The sequence below is a fragment of the Pseudorhodobacter ferrugineus DSM 5888 genome (assembly GCF_000420745.1).
Lineage (GTDB): Bacteria > Pseudomonadota > Alphaproteobacteria > Rhodobacterales > Rhodobacteraceae > Pseudorhodobacter > Pseudorhodobacter ferrugineus.
In genome coordinates this window covers 113,738-129,785 of the sequence record NZ_ATVN01000011.1, presented here as the reverse complement: position 1 = coordinate 129,785, position 16,048 = coordinate 113,738, and the positions used below count along the sequence as shown (strand labels likewise).

Genomic DNA, 16,048 nt, shown 5'->3' with positions numbered 1-16,048 from the left:
GGCCGCAGTCAAGCTGCCCAAAACCTCGCTTAACATCGGGCCGTAAAGCCGTTCCATCACAACCCGACCTGCCGTTACCCCATCATCATCCCAACTGCGGATCGCCGGGGCGATGTTTTGCCCGGTCAGAGCCCGCAAACCGTGCAGCTCTGTTTGTAATTTGTCGCGCGATTGCAACGCCGTATAGCGGATGACCTTGGTAAAACTGTCGCTGCCAAAATAATATTTCCGGTTCACGCGCGCCTTGTCATGCAGGCTGTAATTCACCTTGCTGTAAGGCACGCGTAACCCGTCCACCTCTAGCGCGCGGCGGCGAATGGTATAGACGGGCCGTTTGCCATCCTTGATCAGGGTCAGGGTGGCATCGCGGCAGTCTTCCAAAATCTCGGCGGGGTCCAAGGGCAGCAGGTGGTCCTTGCCGAACGGCACATATTCCGCAGGGCGGCTCAGCTCGACAACTATCAAATCGACATGGCGCGACAGGGTGGCAAGCATCGCTTTCACATAAGGGATGCCTTTTGCAAAAATTAGCTGGTGGATCACGTTCAAAAACAACACCGCATCCAAGGCCTCAAAGTCCTTGGCCGAGGTTTCCGCGATTTTCAGCAGGTCCGCTTTGAAAAACATGGCGGCTGATCCAGAATGCGCCTTTAACGCATGGCACAGCGCGATGTTGACGGCGTTTACGTCAAAGCCAATGGTATTGGGAAAAGTCTCAGCCAGCACAAAAGATGCAAAGCCTGCGTTGCAGCCGACATCCAGAATGCGGATCTGGCTTTTGCGTTGCACATGGGCGAATTCCTGCACCAAAAGGTCGCAACTGGCGCGCAAAAGCGCCTCGCGCGTGCTGTGTTTCGGGTCGCTCAGCCCGTAAAAGGGTTGATAGCTTTGTTGGGCGGCGATCACAGGGGCGGTTGCCGCCTCGGCCTTGGCGCGGGCGGCTGCGCGGTTTTCGGGCGGCGTCACGGCAAGGGCTGTTTCGGGGCGATCAAAGGCGGCTGCGAAGCCCGCAAACCCGTTGTGGTCTGTCGTGGTCTGTTCGGCGCCTGTGGTGTGTGCGGGGCGGTGCAGTTTCACATATTCTTCGGATGCCATAAGGGCCGCGCGCAAATTGCCAAGGCTTGGCTGGGTTTGCAAAGCAAGGGCACCTTTGACAGACGGCGATCTGCCCAAAAGGTCTTGAAACACCGCCTCGACATCATCCCGCTCTAGGGTCAGGGCGGCAAGATGCTTGAACATCGTGGCGTCATAATACCGAAAGCGCAAAAGATCTGGGGGTGGGTTGGCGGCTTGCCAAATGCGCAAGCGTTTGGCGGTGTCAGGCGCATCGGCCAGGGCCGCATCCGAAGGGGCCAGCAGCCGTAAAAGCTGCGGCAATACAGCCGCAGGATCGACCCGGAGATCGGCAAGGTCTATTGTCATGGCAGGGCGGGTGACGGCCTGATTGGCGTGCCGGAACGCGGCAAGGTTGGAAAAGTCACGGCTCGCGAATGTGGCAAATCCGTCGGGCGTATCCTTGGCGCGCCCTGCCTTGACCGCCGTATCAAACCGCGCAATCACCGCCGCGGGAAACGTCTCGGCCTCGACCAACACAACCGGCCCCTTGGGTGCCTGCTGTGCCCCGATTTCGTCCAGCAGCCCAAGCACCACGCTGTCGCCCTGCGGCCAGGTTCTAAGGTCAATCATATTCCCTTGTCCCATCCCCGCAATTCCTGTCCCAATCCCCAAATCGCCTGCTTTCATGGCTCACTTAATCCTTTGAAAACTGCGTCCAGTCGTGTCTTGAAACGCTGTGCAATGGCGTGCGACGAAAAATTCTGGCGCACGTTTCTCAATGCAGCCTCTGCGCGTCTGACCCGTTCGCCCGGGTTGTCATAGACCGCGCGCAATTGCAGTGCGGCGTGGTCCACGTCAGGCTCGGCCCAATGCTGATCCTTGCGCACAAAGATGTAATCCTGCGGGCCCAATCGCGCCTCGACGTGATCCACCAGCCATGCGGTTTCATCCGAACAAAAATCCATGTTTGCGGAATAGCCGGTGCAAACCACAGGCACACCTATCCCCATCGCCTCAATCATGCCAAAGCCCCAGCCTTCGGATTTGTGCAGCGAAATATAGCAATCGGAACCCTTTTTCAGCAGCAACAGATCCTCATAACTCAACGTCTCGTTGATCAGCTTGATTCGGCTGTCTTGCGCCATCATCGCATCAACCTGTCGCCAAATCTTTAACTGCTGCGGATCGGCAACCGAATTGCGGTTTTGGGTTTTCACCACCAACCGCACATCAGGCCGATCGGGAAACGCCTTGCGAAACGCTTCCAGCACCGCGACGGGGTTTTTGCGCTGCACAAAAGAAAAGCTGTCAAAGGCTACGAGAAAGATAAATTCGTCGCCCTTCAGGCGGCACCGCCGGTTCACAAAGGCCCGTGCGCGGGTCCGGTCCACGTCGCCCACATCTTCATAGCACATGCCCACATTGGTCACGGGCTTGTCCATATGTGGCTTGTAAATCTTGACTCCATACTCCGCCGCGACCCAAATCTCGTCGATCATCATCATGCCCAAATAGTGGCACAGCGCAGGCGTATCTAATTCCCAATAGACATAGGCGATATTATACGCGCCCGAAAACACATCGGGCTGATAGGCAAAGGCCAGCGGGATGGACTCGGCGTTCAACTGGATCAGGTTCACGCGGGCGCGTTTATAGGCCGACAATTCGCCCACTTGGCTAAAGCCTTCCGGCGCGGGGTTATCCATCCCGAAATCCACCGCATTCACGCTATACCCCGTCTGCTCCATAATCGTCTGCGACAGGCGTGACGCTTGGCCCAAACCCGATGCCTTTTGAAACGGGCCAATCATTTGCACATCCACTGTTGGCGGCCCCGCAGGTACGGGCATTGCGGCGGCATGGAAACGGTCGCCATGCGGCGTGACGGTCAAAAAGGCGCGCGCGGCCAGATCATAGCCTTGAAGGCGCAGCAATCCCGCAAAGCGTTCCGGCGTCAGGGCGGGCAGGGGGGGGGCATCGTCGGTTGGCAGAATCGCAGCGGCAAAGCGTTCCAGATCCGATACGCCGTTGCGCAGTTTCAACAGCGCATCGACCTGCGCCGTGGGCAAATACCGCATGATATGCGCCCGCCCTGCCGCTGCGATCAGCATTAGGCACAAAACGAGCAGCCGCCGATGGTCGGCCTTGGTTCTGTCAAGGAAATGAAAGGGTTTGTGCCCCGACAGGTACTGTTCGGTGAAATTGCACAAGGCGAATCCATCCAATTGCCGAACAGGGGGGATCGCTTGCATCAATTCGACAAAATGCGGCGGGATCAGGCAATCTTCAAACCCCAGGCTTGGGGCCTCGGATATGCACCACCAATAAATGTACCACGGCACCTGCTCTTGGCAAAGCGATCCCATAAGCTTGGGCTGCGCGCTTAGCCGCCACCACATCGCACGGGTAAACGACGGTGACAGGCCCGGCATTGTGACAAAACCGTTCAGCCGGTCCAATTCGGTCTTGCCCAGCGGGATCCGCCAAGGTGATTTCATCCGGTAAGTCTCGATGTACCAAGACAGGTATTTGTCCAGATCCTCATGCTCTTGAAAGCGATCGAAACCCTCGTTCAGCCGGAACCGGTAAGCGGTGAAATCCAGATACGCACTTTGGCCCGACGGGCGCAGAATGTCCTCGCTATGCTCGGGAAGAATGCCCGTCGTGGCGAACATCACATCATGCTTGTCCAGTCGCGGCTCTTCGGTCGTGGCGGCCTCGGCCTCAAACGCAGGCATCAGACGCAGGCTTGCGGCAAGCGACGCCAGTTCCGACGACAATACAATCCGGCAGCTTTGCAAATCGGTCAAAGTCGTGTCTTCAAGCGGTGTGGCAAGCGATGCAGATAGGATGACGTCGCCCAGAACCGTCTGTGTGCCGTCCAGCAGCCGAACCGTCAGCCGCCCCTCCGCCAATCCCGCCGCCTCAATTACCTTTCCCGTCAGGGCAAAGCGATACCCGGACCCGCCATCGCCAAACCCGGCGTTGCGCACATCGCCGCGATATTCGTCGGCCTTCGTTTCCGCCAGCAGCACATCTGCCGCAAACAGCCCAACAGGCAGCCCGCCCCGATCGCGCGGGGCGGCAGTCACCCACCCCGTCACCTCAACCCCGCAAACGCCCTCCAGACATCCAGAGATCGCGGGGCCCATACCAAACCGCCGCATCTGCCGTCGCAAGCTGCGGCGCAGTGCAACAGGCAAGCTCCGCGCCATGACCCGCATCATAGCAAGGCGTCAAAGTCGGATTTCGCCATCATCTGCGCCAGTTCACGCACATCCACCTTTGGCGTCCATCCCAACTTTTCCCGGGCTTTGCGGGCGTCGCCGATCAGCAACTCTACCTCGGCCGGTCGGAAAAACTTCTCATTGATCTCAACCACGCGTTTGCCGCTTTTGCGGTCGGTTGCGGTCTCGGCAACCCCCTCGCCATCCCAAGCCAGATCCATCCCCAACGCGTCGGCGGCATAGTTCACGAAATCGCGGATCGTGGTGGTGGTGTTGGTCGCCAGCACGTAATCATCCGCCACATCCTGTTGCAGCATGCGCCACATGCCTTCGACATAATCGCCCGAAAACCCCCAGTCGCGTCGGGCATCCATATTGCCCAGCTGCACGGCATCCACCCCGCCATGCGCCAGTTTCGCCAGCGCCAGCGTGATCTTGCGGGTGACAAACTCCTTACCCCGCAGCGGACTTTCGTGGTTGAATAATATCCCCGAAGACGCATGCATTCCGAAACTTTCGCGGTAATTCATCGTGATGAAATGCCCGTAAACCTTGGCCACACCATATGGCGACCGCGGATGAAGCTGTGTTGTTTCACGCTGTGGCACCTCTTGCACCAACCCGAACATCTCGGACGTAGAGGCCTGATAGAACCGTGTCTCGGGCCGCAATGTGCGCAATGTGTCCAGCACCCGCGCCACGCCCATGGCATCGACATCAGAGGTATAGATCGGCAACTCCCATGATGCGCCGACAAAGCTTTGCCCCGCCAGATTGTAAAATTCGTCCATCGCGACGTCGCGGATAACGCGGTAGATGTTGTTTGGCTCGGTCAGGTCAAAGTCATGGATATGGACATCCTTGGCCACGCCCAACGCCTCTAACCGCCCCAGTTCGGGATGTGAAATGCGGCGGACCCCACCATGCACCTTATAACCTTTTTCAACTAAAAGTTTAGCCAAATACGCGCCGTCTTGCCCCGTAATACCAGTTATAAAAGCGGTTTTCATGATCGCATCCAACTTCTTTTTTAAAGTTTTTCCATTTCCCGTCTGCTGCGGCAGGAGAGCAAGGCATTAACCATTGTCCAAGCTGAACATTCGAAATATTTCTTAATTATATGTTAAGATTATACTATCTTTATTAACCTCATCCAAAAAATCCCTTTTGGATGAGTCGAGGCTACCGCCGCCAATTGGCGACACAGGGCGGGGCGTACCAAGGCTCTTTGTGCGATGACAGAAAGCCAGACCGTGTTTTACCGCCTTACCCGTATTTTTGCGCGCTATGCCGATGAAAACCTAAGGTTGTGCTGTAACTGCCTTGCCCCGAACAGCACTGGCCTTGCACAAATCGACGAATTGCGGCTGGATCGCAACCGTTTGGTTGTCGAAGGCTGGACCGAGGCGGACCGTATCGGCTTGCGCCTGAACCGCGCAACGGTTTGGGTGGTGCCCGATCTTGCGCATCAATCCCGAACGGCGCGCGGCTTTACGGTTGATATTCCGTTTGAACCGGGCACCCCGCAGCTTTTGATGTTCAAAGACAGCGCTGAAACCGCTCTGTCGTTGCCCGGTTTTTCGCGCGCGCGGGTCAATTTGGCGCGGCTTTGGCTTTGGTTGCCCTATTTGCGAACCCTTATGGCGCTGGTCCCCCACATTTGGCGTTGGAAACGGCGGGGCGATCTGGTGGCGCGTGAGGTGGTCAAGGAACGGCTTGGTCTTGTGTCTCGGTCCGATGCCGCCGAAATGTCGGATGCCGTGCTGTCGCCGGCCATCCCGCCCGTGCAAAGGTTCAAAACCGTCACCGTGGTCATGCCCGTTTATAACGCGTTTGACCTGATGGTGGAGGCGTTGGACCGCGCCGAACGTCACGCGGATTTGCCCCTGCGGATCATCGTGGTTGAAGATTGTTCCACAGATCCCCGCGTCCGGCTTTGGCTGGTTGCATGGGCACAATCCCCAGACCGCAAAGCGCAGGTCCATCTCATCTTGAATGACGTCAATCTCGGCTTTATCGGGGCGGTCAATCGCGGCTTCGCCAGTGCCCGTGCGCGGCCAAACGATCCCGTGGTCTTACTGAATTCCGATGCGCTGTTGCCTGCGGGCTGGACCTCTCGTCTGATCGCGCCCTTGGCCGATCCACAGGTCGCAAGCGTCACCCCGATGTCCAATGATGCCGAAATTTTCACCGTTCCGGCACCTTGCCGCCCCATCGCGCTGCACCGCGGCGAAGCGGATAGGCTGGACGCCGCCGCGCGGCTGCTGCACCCCACCGCCGGTCTGGTGCATGCCCCGACTGGTGTGGGGTTCTGCATGGCGCTGGCCCCACAGTTTTTGGCGCAAGTGCCTACATTTGATACAGGTTTCGGGCGCGGTTATGGCGAAGAAACCGATTGGTGCCAAAGGATCCGCGCGCTGGGCGGCCTCCATCTTGGCACCCCAAATCTGTTCGTCGAACATCGGGGGGGGCGGTCCTTTGGCGCTGCCGCCAAGCAGGCGTTGCTGCAAACCAACGGTGCAATCATCTCGGGCCGTTATCCTGCTTATGACGCCGAAGTGCAGCGCTTTATCCGTCAGGATCCGATGGTCACGGCCCGTCTTGCGCTGGGCCTGACATGGGCGGCGGGGCGGCAAGTAGGGCAGGCGGTGCCTGTTTGGCTTGCCCATGCGATGGGGGGCGGGGCGGATAATGATCTGAAACGCCGCATCGCGCGTGAAACGGAACAGGGGCGCTCGGCCGTGGTGCTGCGCGTCGGGCAAGGCCACCGCTGGAAGCTGGAATTGCACACGCCGTTCGGTGTGACCCAAGGGCTCACGAATGACATCACCCTGATCCGTCGCTTGATCGCCCGTTTGCCCGAACGGCGGGTCATCTATTCCTGTGGCGTGGGCGACCGCGACCCCGCCACATTGCCTGCACTGCTGTTGGATCTGGCAGGGCGCGGGGCGAACCCGATCGCGGGCGGGGTGCAGGGCCTAGAGGTGTTGATGCATGACTTCTTTCCGGTCAGCCCGTCCTATACATTGCTTGGCGCAAACGGTGCCTATCACGGCCCGCCGCGCGCGGGCACCCCTGCCGCAGATGACCCTGCCCACCGCATAGATCGCCCTGGTTTGCCCGCGATGTCTCTGCAAGGCTGGCAAAATGCCTGGCGTCAGTTGATGCAAGCCGCTGATAAAATCACCGTGTTTTCCGACAGCAGCCGCGCGATCCTTGCCCAAGTCTGGCCCGAAACGGCGGCGCGCACCGTCGTCACCCCGCATCACCTGCTGGCAACAATTCCAAGGGTCGTTCCCCCCGTTGCGGGCGGTCCGGTCATCGGGGTTCTGGGCAATATCGGGCTGCACAAAGGGGCGGGCGTCGTGCAGCAATTGTCGCGCGATCTGGCCCGTGACCCCCGCGCAAAGCTTGTGGTGATCGGCCAGCTTGATCCCGCCTTCAAACTTGATGCCAACACTACCATTCACGGCAATTATGAACGCCGCGACCTGCCCACATTGGTTGCCCGCTATGGCATTTCGGGGTGGTTGATCCCGTCAATTTGGCCCGAAACCTTCTCTTTCACCACGCATGAGGCGATTGCCACGGGGCTTCCGGTATTTTGCTTTGATCTGGGCGGGCAGGCCGATGCGCTGCGGGCGTCTCTTGCGGTCCGGGGGCGGGGCGGGCTATTGCCCTTGGACGGCAGCTACAAGATTGAAATCGAAAGATTACTGCAGGGTCTGAACGCGCCTCATCCCAATCCTGCGATCCCGTCACCTCCCCCCGCCCACGCCCAGCCGCGCAAACGCAGGTACAAATTCGCATCATGATCCAGCCGCAGCTTATCCTTCATATAGGCGCGCCGAAATGTGGCAGCTCTGCCTTGCAGGCCGCATTGACCAAGATGCCGGATATGACGGGCCAAGACGGGCGCAGGTTTCGCTATGTCTCGACACTTGTCCAAGGGGGGACGGCGGCGAAAGTGCCGTTCTCGCTGACGCCGCTCTATGGCGCCGCCTTGACCCATGCGGGGTTGCAGTCGCCTTACGGTTATACCTGCTGCCCGAATATGGCCGACGCGCAAATGGTTGAAAAGTTTACACGAACCTTGCGGACGGCCCATGCCAATGGCAAGGCACAAAGCCACATCCCGATTTTGTCGAACGAAGGGTGGATTTACCGCCATGCCAACTTTGCCAAGATGCTGGAACTCTTGGGAAATCCCCCTGTGGATGTGGTCACGTTTCTGCGGCCGCCGGTGGAATGGCTTAACGCGTCCTATTGGCAGTGGGGCGTGTGGTCTGCGCCCAGTTTGAACGCCTGGATGACCCGCGCCAACATGACCTACAGCTTTGGGATGGACCTAGTGGCATGGTCACAAATCCCGAATGTCCGGTTGCGGGTTTACCCGTCCAAGCCGGATGTCGTTGCCCATTTCGCAGGGCTCTATGGTCTGCCACTGACGTCTGGCCATGACAGCAACCGCTCGTCTCCGCCTGCTTTGATCGGGTTTTTGCTGCGCAACAGGCGGTTTCGCCCGTCGGCGCACCAACCCGCAACCGAATTCATTTTTCAACGCTGGTGCCCCAAACTGGCCGTGCGCCAACCTTGGGCCGTGGGGTCTGCGCAGGTACTGGGCTACCGCCCCATTGTGCGCGACAATCTTGCCGCGCTGCGCAGCATTTTGTCGCCCCAAGATTGCGACCGCTTGTTTGAAGCGCCGCGCTGGCAGGCCGAAAAACCCTATCATGAGGAGTTGCTGGTAGGTCCAACCTTGCTTGATGATCCAACCGACTTGCCAGCTTTGTGGGATAGCTTACAAGCCGGAATTATCAGGGCAGGGGGGGCGGCCAATCGCTCCATGCCGCCAATGGGTGCCCCTTTGGTGCAGTGGGATGCCGCCCTTTGCGGTGTGATGGACCAGCTTATCGCCTGCGATAAACGGGTGCGCAACGGCGTGGTATCCCCATCACGCGGGCGTAAAATTGTCGATGGGTTCAAGGCTTTTTGGCGCCCAAAAGCCGACCATCACCTTTGAAAACATGACCTTAGACAAAGGTTTAGCGTTCGAACAGGTCCCTGTGATGGCGGCGCAAAAACAACAGGCCAAGCGCAAAACAGACCATCGCCACAAGCATCACGTATTTTGACGAAATATAGTACCCGTCATAGCCATCGTAAAACCCCTCTCTCACCAAACCGACAACATGGACCAGCGGGTTCCACCACAGCCAGTCCCGAAACGGTTCGGGAATCCCGTCAAACATGATCATGGTGCAGGACACCAAAAACAACGGCCTGCTTAGAACCGACCACATCTGCTGCCACACCGGAAAGCGCAGATAGATAAAGCAGTTCAACGTCCCGATCCCAAGGCCCAGCTGCGCCGCCAGCAGCAACCCATCCAAAACGGTCAAAATATCAATTGAAAGCGTCCCTTCAAAAAACAGCATCGTTCCGCCAAAGATGATGTAAGCGACCAAAAGCTGGGTCATGAAATTCAGCAAAAACCGCGCGATCAAGGCATCAAGAAACGTCACCTTAGGGTAAGCAAGCAATTGTTTTGAATACATAAGGGATTGCGACACCTTGTTTTGGATGTCGTTGAACATCAAGAATGGCACCATCCCCGTCGCGTAAAACATCGCAAAACTATTGCCGATGGGCGGCGTGTGAAAAAAGGCCGAAAACGCCAGTGACAGAAACGCAATCGCGGCAACAGGCGACAAAATCGCCCAAATATACCCACCGGGGGACCGCCCATAGGTCGTCGACATTTCGCGCAACATCAACGCGACAATCGCCCTTTGCCCCCCAAAACGGGCATTTGCACGGAACCTGTTTTGCATCGCGTCTCATTCCAATTCGCAGCTTGGCCCAGCTTGGCAGTACAAGAGTGAAGAAATCGTTTATAACCTTTCGATTGTAATTAAATATTAACAATGTGCCTTCAGGGTGAACCTTGCCGCGTGATTCAAGTGAGATTGCAGTGACAGCTTCGACCGCCGAAAAACCCGCCAGACCCGCCTTGGCCGAAGTTGCCCCTGCGCGGCCTATCCCCGTGGCGCAGCCTCAAAATACAACGGCGGTTCGCAAACCTGTGGCGCGGGCGCGCTTTAAACTGCGCCATCATCTGCTTTTGATCAGCTTTGTTTTTTGCGTCCTGCTGCCGCCCGGTCTGGTGGCGTGGTATCTGTGGACTCGTGCGGCCGACCAGTACCATTCGCGGATCGGTTTTGCGGTGCGGTTGGAACAGCAAACCTCGGCGCTGTCGTTTCTCAGCGGGTTGACGGGGATTTCGAACTCCAGCTCGTCGGATACCGATATTTTATTCGAATTTATTCCTAGCCAGCGTTTGGTGGCGGATATTGACGCCGAAATTGACCTGCGCAAAATCTGGTCACGCCCGCAAAACGACCCCGTTTTTGCGATTGCCCCTGATGCCACGCTCGAAGAATTGGTCGATTACTGGAATGTCATGGTCAAGCTGTCGCGCGGCAAAGGCGGCGGTTTGCTCGAGGTGGAGGCGCGCGCTTTTGACCCCGAGGATGCCTTGCGCATCACGACAAGCCTGTTTGAAAAAAGCTCGGAAATGATAAATGAGCTAAGCTCTATCGCGCGTGAGGATGCGATCACCAACGCGTTTGATGATCTGACCGAGGCGAAAGAGCGGCTGAAAACGGCACGTGAAGCGGTGACAAAATTTCGCAATGTAAATCAGTTGGTTAACCCGCAGCTTGATTTGCAAACACAGGCGGGGTTGTTGGGCAATCTTCAGGCCCAACAGGCCGCCGCCTTGATTGCGCTCGACTTGCTTCAGGATGCGACCAAGGCCAATGACCCCCGTGTGGTGCAGGCTGAACGCCGTTTGGTGGTGATTGAAACCCGCATTGACGCAGAACGCCGCAAGTTGGGGATAGGGGGCGGCGATGGAACCCAATCCGGCATGGCCGACATCATGGGCGAGTATGAGAGGTTGACGGTGGAACTGGAATTCGCCGAACGCACATATACCACGGCGCTGGCAAGTTATGACGCTTCCTTGGCCGAGGCGCGGCGCAAAAGCCGGTATTTGGCCGCCTATATGCAACCCACCAAGGCCGAATCCTCAATCTATCCCGAACGCCCCACATTGCTGGGCACAATTGCGCTGTTTTTGTTTCTAAGCTGGTCGATTGGTGCGCTGGTCTATTATTCGATCAGGGACCGCCGTTAAGGGGCCATCGGGATGATCCAGTTTGACCATTTAACCAAGGTTTTTTCAACGGACGGGCGCGGCAAAACCGTGGCCGATAACATCTGCCTGACTGTTCCAAGCGGTGCGTCCGTGGCGCTTTTGGGGCGCAATGGCGCGGGCAAATCGACCCTGTTGCAAATGATCGCGGGCACGACTGACCCGACATCTGGGCGCATCCTGTCCAATGGCAGCATTTCGTGGCCGGTGGGGTTTGCAGGGTCGTTTCATCCCGAACTTACAGGCGCGCAAAACACCCGTTTTCTGGCGCGTGTCTACGGGGTGGATTCGGATGAGCTGATTGATTTTGTGCAAGAATTTTCCGATCTGGGCGCCCATTTCCGGTTGCCGTTTCGGACCTATTCTTCGGGTATGAAATCCCGTTTGGGCTTTGGCATTTCGATGGGCATCCAGTTTGACACCTATCTTGTGGATGAGGTGACGGCTGTGGGCGATGCGGCCTTTCGTGCCAAAAGTGCTATGGTTTTCAGGGACCGGATGCAGACATCCGGCGCCATCGTCGTGACCCATGCGATGAGCCAGGTGCGGGAGCTATGCACAGCCGCCGCAGTGCTCGAAAACGGCAAGCTGCAGTATTACGCCGATGTCGAAGATGGCATTCGCCACCACAACCACAACATGGGGCAATTTTAGCGATTATCCAAAGGGTTAGACCCGCCCCAGCATAAGCGCCACATATAAAACTGCCGTAGCGGCCAAGCTTTGCCGCCGGACCCCGCACGCAGCAAAAGCACGGGCGCGGGCCAGTCCGGCCCGTCGCGGTTGGGCGCGCAATCGGGTCAGGACCTTTCGGTTTTCCGCAGTCAAAAGGCGTTCAACACCCGCCAAGGCCGCCAGATTGGCCGCGATCCAATCGCCATAGCGGCCGCCCATCGCCACCGTGATCCGGTCAATCCGCGCGCGCAGGCCGCGATGCGCCCCCATGACATTCGCGCCGTGCTGGCGATAGTAAAGCACAGGATCAGGGTCGATCACGATATCCCCACCCGCGCCGGATATCAGTTGATACAGCCACCAATCATGAAATGGCACGGCATTTGGCACCCCTGCCGACCGCACCAGCGCCACCGCATCTGCGCTTAACACAGCGCTATGGCCGCTAACCACATTCTGGACCAGCGCAATGCCAAATGTCGGTGGATGCGGCATCGACACAGATTGGCCCAGCACCCGCAGGCCCGCATCACAATGCAGGCTTTGCGCGCCGTAAAGGGCTAGGGGCCCAGCCGCCCCAAGTGCCGCCAAAGCCCGCGCCAGTTTTTGGGGCATCCACATATCATCTTGGTCCGACAGCGCCACAGGGCCTGCGGGCAAATCCGGATGGCACAGCAAGGACAGAAAATTCACGCAGGCCCCGCGCCCCGGCCCGCGCAACACCCTGATTTCGCGCCCTTGTCCATGATCGCGCTGAAACTTTTCCAACACCGCCCAAGTCTCATCCGTCGATCCGTCATCGCTGACCCAAAGGTCCCAGAGGGAATGGGATTGGGCCAAATAGGATTGCAATTGCGCCTCAAGATAGGCCGCGCCGTTGAACGTACACAGAATAATCGTGATCCGTTGGGGGGTCATGCGCGCGTTCATCCTTCATACTCGACAGCCGCAGAATTACAGCTCTAGGTTGAATTGCAAGCACCCTAATGCCCGAACCCATCGTATTTTCAAAACTGTTGAATCGACTTGGCCCTAAGCGTCACGAATTTGGCCAATTGAAACCATCACCCTCCCCCCTCGCCCTCGCAAAGTCCAAGGCACCGGTTTGTGGAAGGGGGTAAGGGCGTTGGAGTTTCAGCATGTCACCACGCGGGTTGTCGGCCCGAATGGCTATATGGTTGGGCTGTCTGATCTTCTGATCAGGACCACGGGGTCACAGTCCTTGCTGTATTCCGTTAGCGCCAAGGACGGCGGCGTGTTGGTCATGGATATGAACAACGGGATGCAGCTGTTGGATCAAGCGGCGTTTCCGTCCAATACCGTGGCGCTGGATGCCCCGCGGCAATTGCTTGAAACGGTGATAAACGGCACCCCCGCGCTTGTCTCAAACGGGCACTACGGCACAACGATCGACGTTTTTCCCTTGGATGCACAAGGGCTTATCACCCAACCCTATGTTCTGAACCGTCAGGCCGGCAGCAGCTTGACAGGGGCGTCCACGGCCACCGAATTCCTGACCGTTGGCGGGCAAACCTATGTTGCCATTGCGTCACGGCAGGTGGACGGCTTGACCATTTGGGCCACAGGCGGCGGGACGACCCTGCAACGTGTGACACAATCGGCCGCTGCGGGTTTGCTGCCTGCCAATGGCGTGCAGGCAATGGCGCAGGTGGTGATTGGCGGGCAACAGCATTTGCTTGTGCTGTCGTCGAACGGTGCGGAACTGCTGAATTACCAATTGGCCGCCAATGGCACGCTTACGCTTTTGTCTCGGCTTGATGCGCGCGATGGTTTGGCGATCGGCGGCGGCAGTGTGATCGAGGTGGTTCAGGTCGGTGGCCAATCCTTTGCCTTGGTCGGGGGGGCAGGCAGCAGCTCGCTTGCGGCTGTGGCCCTGAACGCCAATGGCACGATGGTTGTGACCGATCATGTGATGGATGACCGCAACACCCGCTTTGGCGGGCTGACCGAACTGGCCACCCTAACGCAAGACGGTCAGGTTTTTGTCGCGGTTGCGGGGGCGGATGATGGGATCAGTTTGCTGACCCTCTTGCCGAATGGTCGGTTTCTGCATCTGACAACGATTGTCGATGACAATGCGATGGCGTTGACCAATGTGTCGGGTCTGGCGTTGCGGTGGCAAAACGGCGGCATAGACCTTGTGGCATCGGGCGGTATGCCCGGGTCGGCCCAAGGCAGCGGCATCACCCATTTATACAGCATTATCGGCCCCTTAGGTGTCACCCTGACAGGCGGCACGGGGGCCGACACGTTGACCGGCGGTGCCGGCCGCGACATCATTTTCGGCGGCGCGGGGAACGACCGGCTTTTTGGTGGTGATGGCGATGATATCTTGGTTGATGGCGCCGGAGGCGACTTGCTCTATGGCGGGGCCGGCGCGGATGTGTTCATTTTCGAACCCGATGGCGAATTGGACATTGTCGTCGGTTTTGAACGTGGCATTGACCGTATTGACCTAAGCGCGCTGGGCCGCGTTTATTCCAAGGAAGCGCTTCAGTTTATCGAACGGGCAGACGGTCTGGAAATCCGGTTCGCAGGAGAGCGGATCTCGTTGCGCACCTCCGATGGACAAACCCTGTTTGCCGCAGAGCTGGACCTTGGCGATCTGTTTGACCTTACGCATATTGATGTCACCCCCATTGCCCCTGTTGCCGTGTCGATGACAGGCACAGGCCAACCCGACTTTATCGACGGGCGCGAAGGCAACGACCGTATGGTCGGCGGTGGCGCATCTGATACCTTGATGGGCGGGGCGGGCAATGACACCCTGATCGGCGGGTCCGAAACCCGACCTTTTGACACGGCAACGGGGCAGGTCTACCGCCTTTATCAGGCAACCTTGGACCGCGCGCCAGACCTTGCGGGCCTGCTGACTTGGGCGAACATCCTTATCGATGGCACCCGCAATTTGCCGCAAATCACCCAAGGTTTTGTAAATTCCAACGAATTTCGCACAACATATGGCAATGTCGACAACGGCAACTTTGTGACCCTGCTCTATGCCAATGTGTTGGGCCGCGCCCCAGATCCGGGCGGCTACAGCACATGGACAGGGCTTTTGAACAGCGGGGCGCGCAGCCGCGAACAGGTGGTAAACGGCTTTTCCGAAAGCGTCGAGTTGCGGCAAAAAACCGAGGCAGGCACCTTGGCGTTTTCCTATGAAGGCGTGAAAATGGAGCTGATGGACGATGTGTTTCGTTTGTATCAGGCCGTTTTGGGCCGCAGTCCCGATATGGGCGGCTTCAATACATGGGTGGACCGTCTGGCAAGCGGTGTCTCCCTGACCAGCGTCATTTCCGGCTTTGTGAACTCGAACGAATTTCAAACAACTTACAGTCGGGCAACCGCGTCCGAATTTGTGACCTTGCTCTATGCCAATGTGCTGAACCGCGCCCCCGATGCCGCGGGTCTGAACGCTTGGGTCAGCCGATTGGACAGCGGCAGCCACAGCCGCGAAAACGTGGTGTTCGGGTTCGTTCAAAGCCGCGAGTTCATCACCAAAACAGCCGAGCCGCTGAAGGCGTGGGTCCTTGCCAAAGGTGCCGATGATGTATTGGATGGCGGGTCTGGCAATAACCTGCTGTTTGGCGGGCTATGGGCCGACACGTTCGTCTTTCACAGGGCCGATGCCGCAACCAACAAGGTCGTCGGGCTGGAACCGTGGGACACGCTGTCGTTTCAAGGCTTCGGCTACACTGTTCGTGGGGATGTGGGGGCCCATTTGCAGCAATCCGGCGCAACCACTGTTTTCAGCGATCAAGGCGTGACAATCCACTTTGAACAAACCACCCAAGCCGAGGTTCTGGCCGCCACTTTCATGTTCTGAAACCCACCCGACATCCGGTCATTG

The 16,048-nt window shown here is 58.1% G+C and carries 10 protein-coding genes; 5 read left to right on the top strand and 5 right to left on the bottom strand.

Annotated features, from left to right (window positions below; translation table 11 throughout):
• From G560_RS0111550 to gmd, 3 genes are all read right to left on the bottom strand, one after another.
• The coding region (locus tag G560_RS0111550; protein ID WP_028914018.1) for a class I SAM-dependent methyltransferase at positions 1–1,743 on the bottom strand (1,743 nt) is incomplete at its 3' end.
• Positions 1,740–4,283 (bottom strand): glycosyltransferase, encoded by a 2,544-nt coding sequence (locus G560_RS0111545; RefSeq protein ID WP_022704470.1) that lies wholly within the window; start codon positions 4,281–4,283, stop codon positions 1,740–1,742. The genes G560_RS0111550 and G560_RS0111545, both read right to left, overlap by 4 nt.
• Positions 4,280–5,293: a GDP-mannose 4,6-dehydratase gene (gene gmd / locus G560_RS0111540; protein WP_081647647.1), complete on the bottom strand. Its 1,014-nt coding sequence runs from the start codon at positions 5,291–5,293 to the stop codon at positions 4,280–4,282. The genes G560_RS0111545 and gmd overlap by 4 nt, the downstream gene beginning before the upstream one ends.
• Before the next feature lie 225 nt (positions 5,294–5,518).
• On the opposite strand from gmd, the gene G560_RS19105 reads away from it, so the two are divergent.
• Both G560_RS19105 and G560_RS0111530 read left to right on the top strand, forming a co-directional pair.
• Positions 5,519–8,098 (top strand): glycosyltransferase, encoded by a 2,580-nt coding sequence (locus G560_RS19105; RefSeq protein ID WP_022704468.1) that lies wholly within the window; start codon positions 5,519–5,521, stop codon positions 8,096–8,098.
• Complete coding sequence (locus tag G560_RS0111530; protein ID WP_022704467.1) at positions 8,095–9,306, top strand: hypothetical protein; 1,212 nt, start codon at positions 8,095–8,097, stop codon at positions 9,304–9,306. Before G560_RS19105 ends, G560_RS0111530 begins: the two co-directional genes overlap by 4 nt.
• Positions 9,307–9,328: 22 nt before the next feature.
• On the opposite strand, the gene G560_RS0111525 is transcribed toward G560_RS0111530, so the two are convergent.
• Positions 9,329–10,117, bottom strand: a complete 789-nt coding sequence (locus tag G560_RS0111525; RefSeq protein WP_022704466.1) for an ABC transporter permease — start codon at positions 10,115–10,117, stop codon at positions 9,329–9,331.
• Between the two features lie 140 nt (positions 10,118–10,257).
• Here G560_RS0111525 and G560_RS0111520 point away from each other — a divergent pair, with 140 nt between their 5' ends.
• The gene (locus G560_RS0111520) at positions 10,258–11,484 is read left to right on the top strand and encodes a KpsE/RkpR family capsule polysaccharide export protein (RefSeq protein WP_155947247.1); all 1,227 of its coding nucleotides are present in this window, start codon (positions 10,258–10,260) and stop codon (positions 11,482–11,484) included.
• A 12-nt stretch (positions 11,485–11,496) separates the two neighbouring features.
• Entirely contained in the window at positions 11,497–12,156 is a 660-nt protein-coding gene (locus tag G560_RS0111515; protein ID WP_022704464.1) for an ABC transporter ATP-binding protein, read from the top strand.
• A 15-nt stretch (positions 12,157–12,171) separates the two neighbouring features.
• Here G560_RS0111515 and G560_RS0111510 read toward each other — a convergent pair whose 3' ends face one another.
• Positions 12,172–13,095, bottom strand: a complete 924-nt coding sequence (locus tag G560_RS0111510; protein ID WP_028914014.1) for a glycosyltransferase — start codon at positions 13,093–13,095, stop codon at positions 12,172–12,174.
• Positions 13,096–13,303: 208 nt separating this feature from the next.
• Here G560_RS0111510 and G560_RS20340 point away from each other — a divergent pair, with 208 nt between their 5' ends.
• On the top strand, positions 13,304–16,024 hold the full coding sequence (locus tag G560_RS20340) for a DUF4214 domain-containing protein (RefSeq protein ID WP_022704462.1): 2,721 nt from the start codon (positions 13,304–13,306) through the stop codon (positions 16,022–16,024).
• The last annotated feature ends 24 nt before the right edge of the window (positions 16,025–16,048 follow it).

What these genes read in the sequence shown, in the direction of transcription:
- G560_RS0111515 (WP_022704464.1), top strand. Translation starts at nt 11,497, where the DNA reads ATGATCCAGTTTGACCATTTAACCAAGGTTTTTTCAACGGACGGGCGC.
- gmd (WP_081647647.1), bottom strand. Translation starts at nt 5,293, where the DNA reads ATGAAAACCGCTTTTATAACTGGTATTACGGGGCAAGACGGCGCGTAT.
- G560_RS19105 (WP_022704468.1), top strand. Translation starts at nt 5,519, where the DNA reads ATGACAGAAAGCCAGACCGTGTTTTACCGCCTTACCCGTATTTTTGCG.
- G560_RS0111545 (WP_022704470.1), bottom strand. Translation starts at nt 4,283, where the DNA reads ATGATGCGGGTCATGGCGCGGAGCTTGCCTGTTGCACTGCGCCGCAGC.
- G560_RS0111530 (WP_022704467.1), top strand. Translation starts at nt 8,095, where the DNA reads ATGATCCAGCCGCAGCTTATCCTTCATATAGGCGCGCCGAAATGTGGC.
- G560_RS0111510 (WP_028914014.1), bottom strand. Translation starts at nt 13,095, where the DNA reads ATGACCCCCCAACGGATCACGATTATTCTGTGTACGTTCAACGGCGCG.
- G560_RS0111525 (WP_022704466.1), bottom strand. Translation starts at nt 10,117, where the DNA reads ATGCAAAACAGGTTCCGTGCAAATGCCCGTTTTGGGGGGCAAAGGGCG.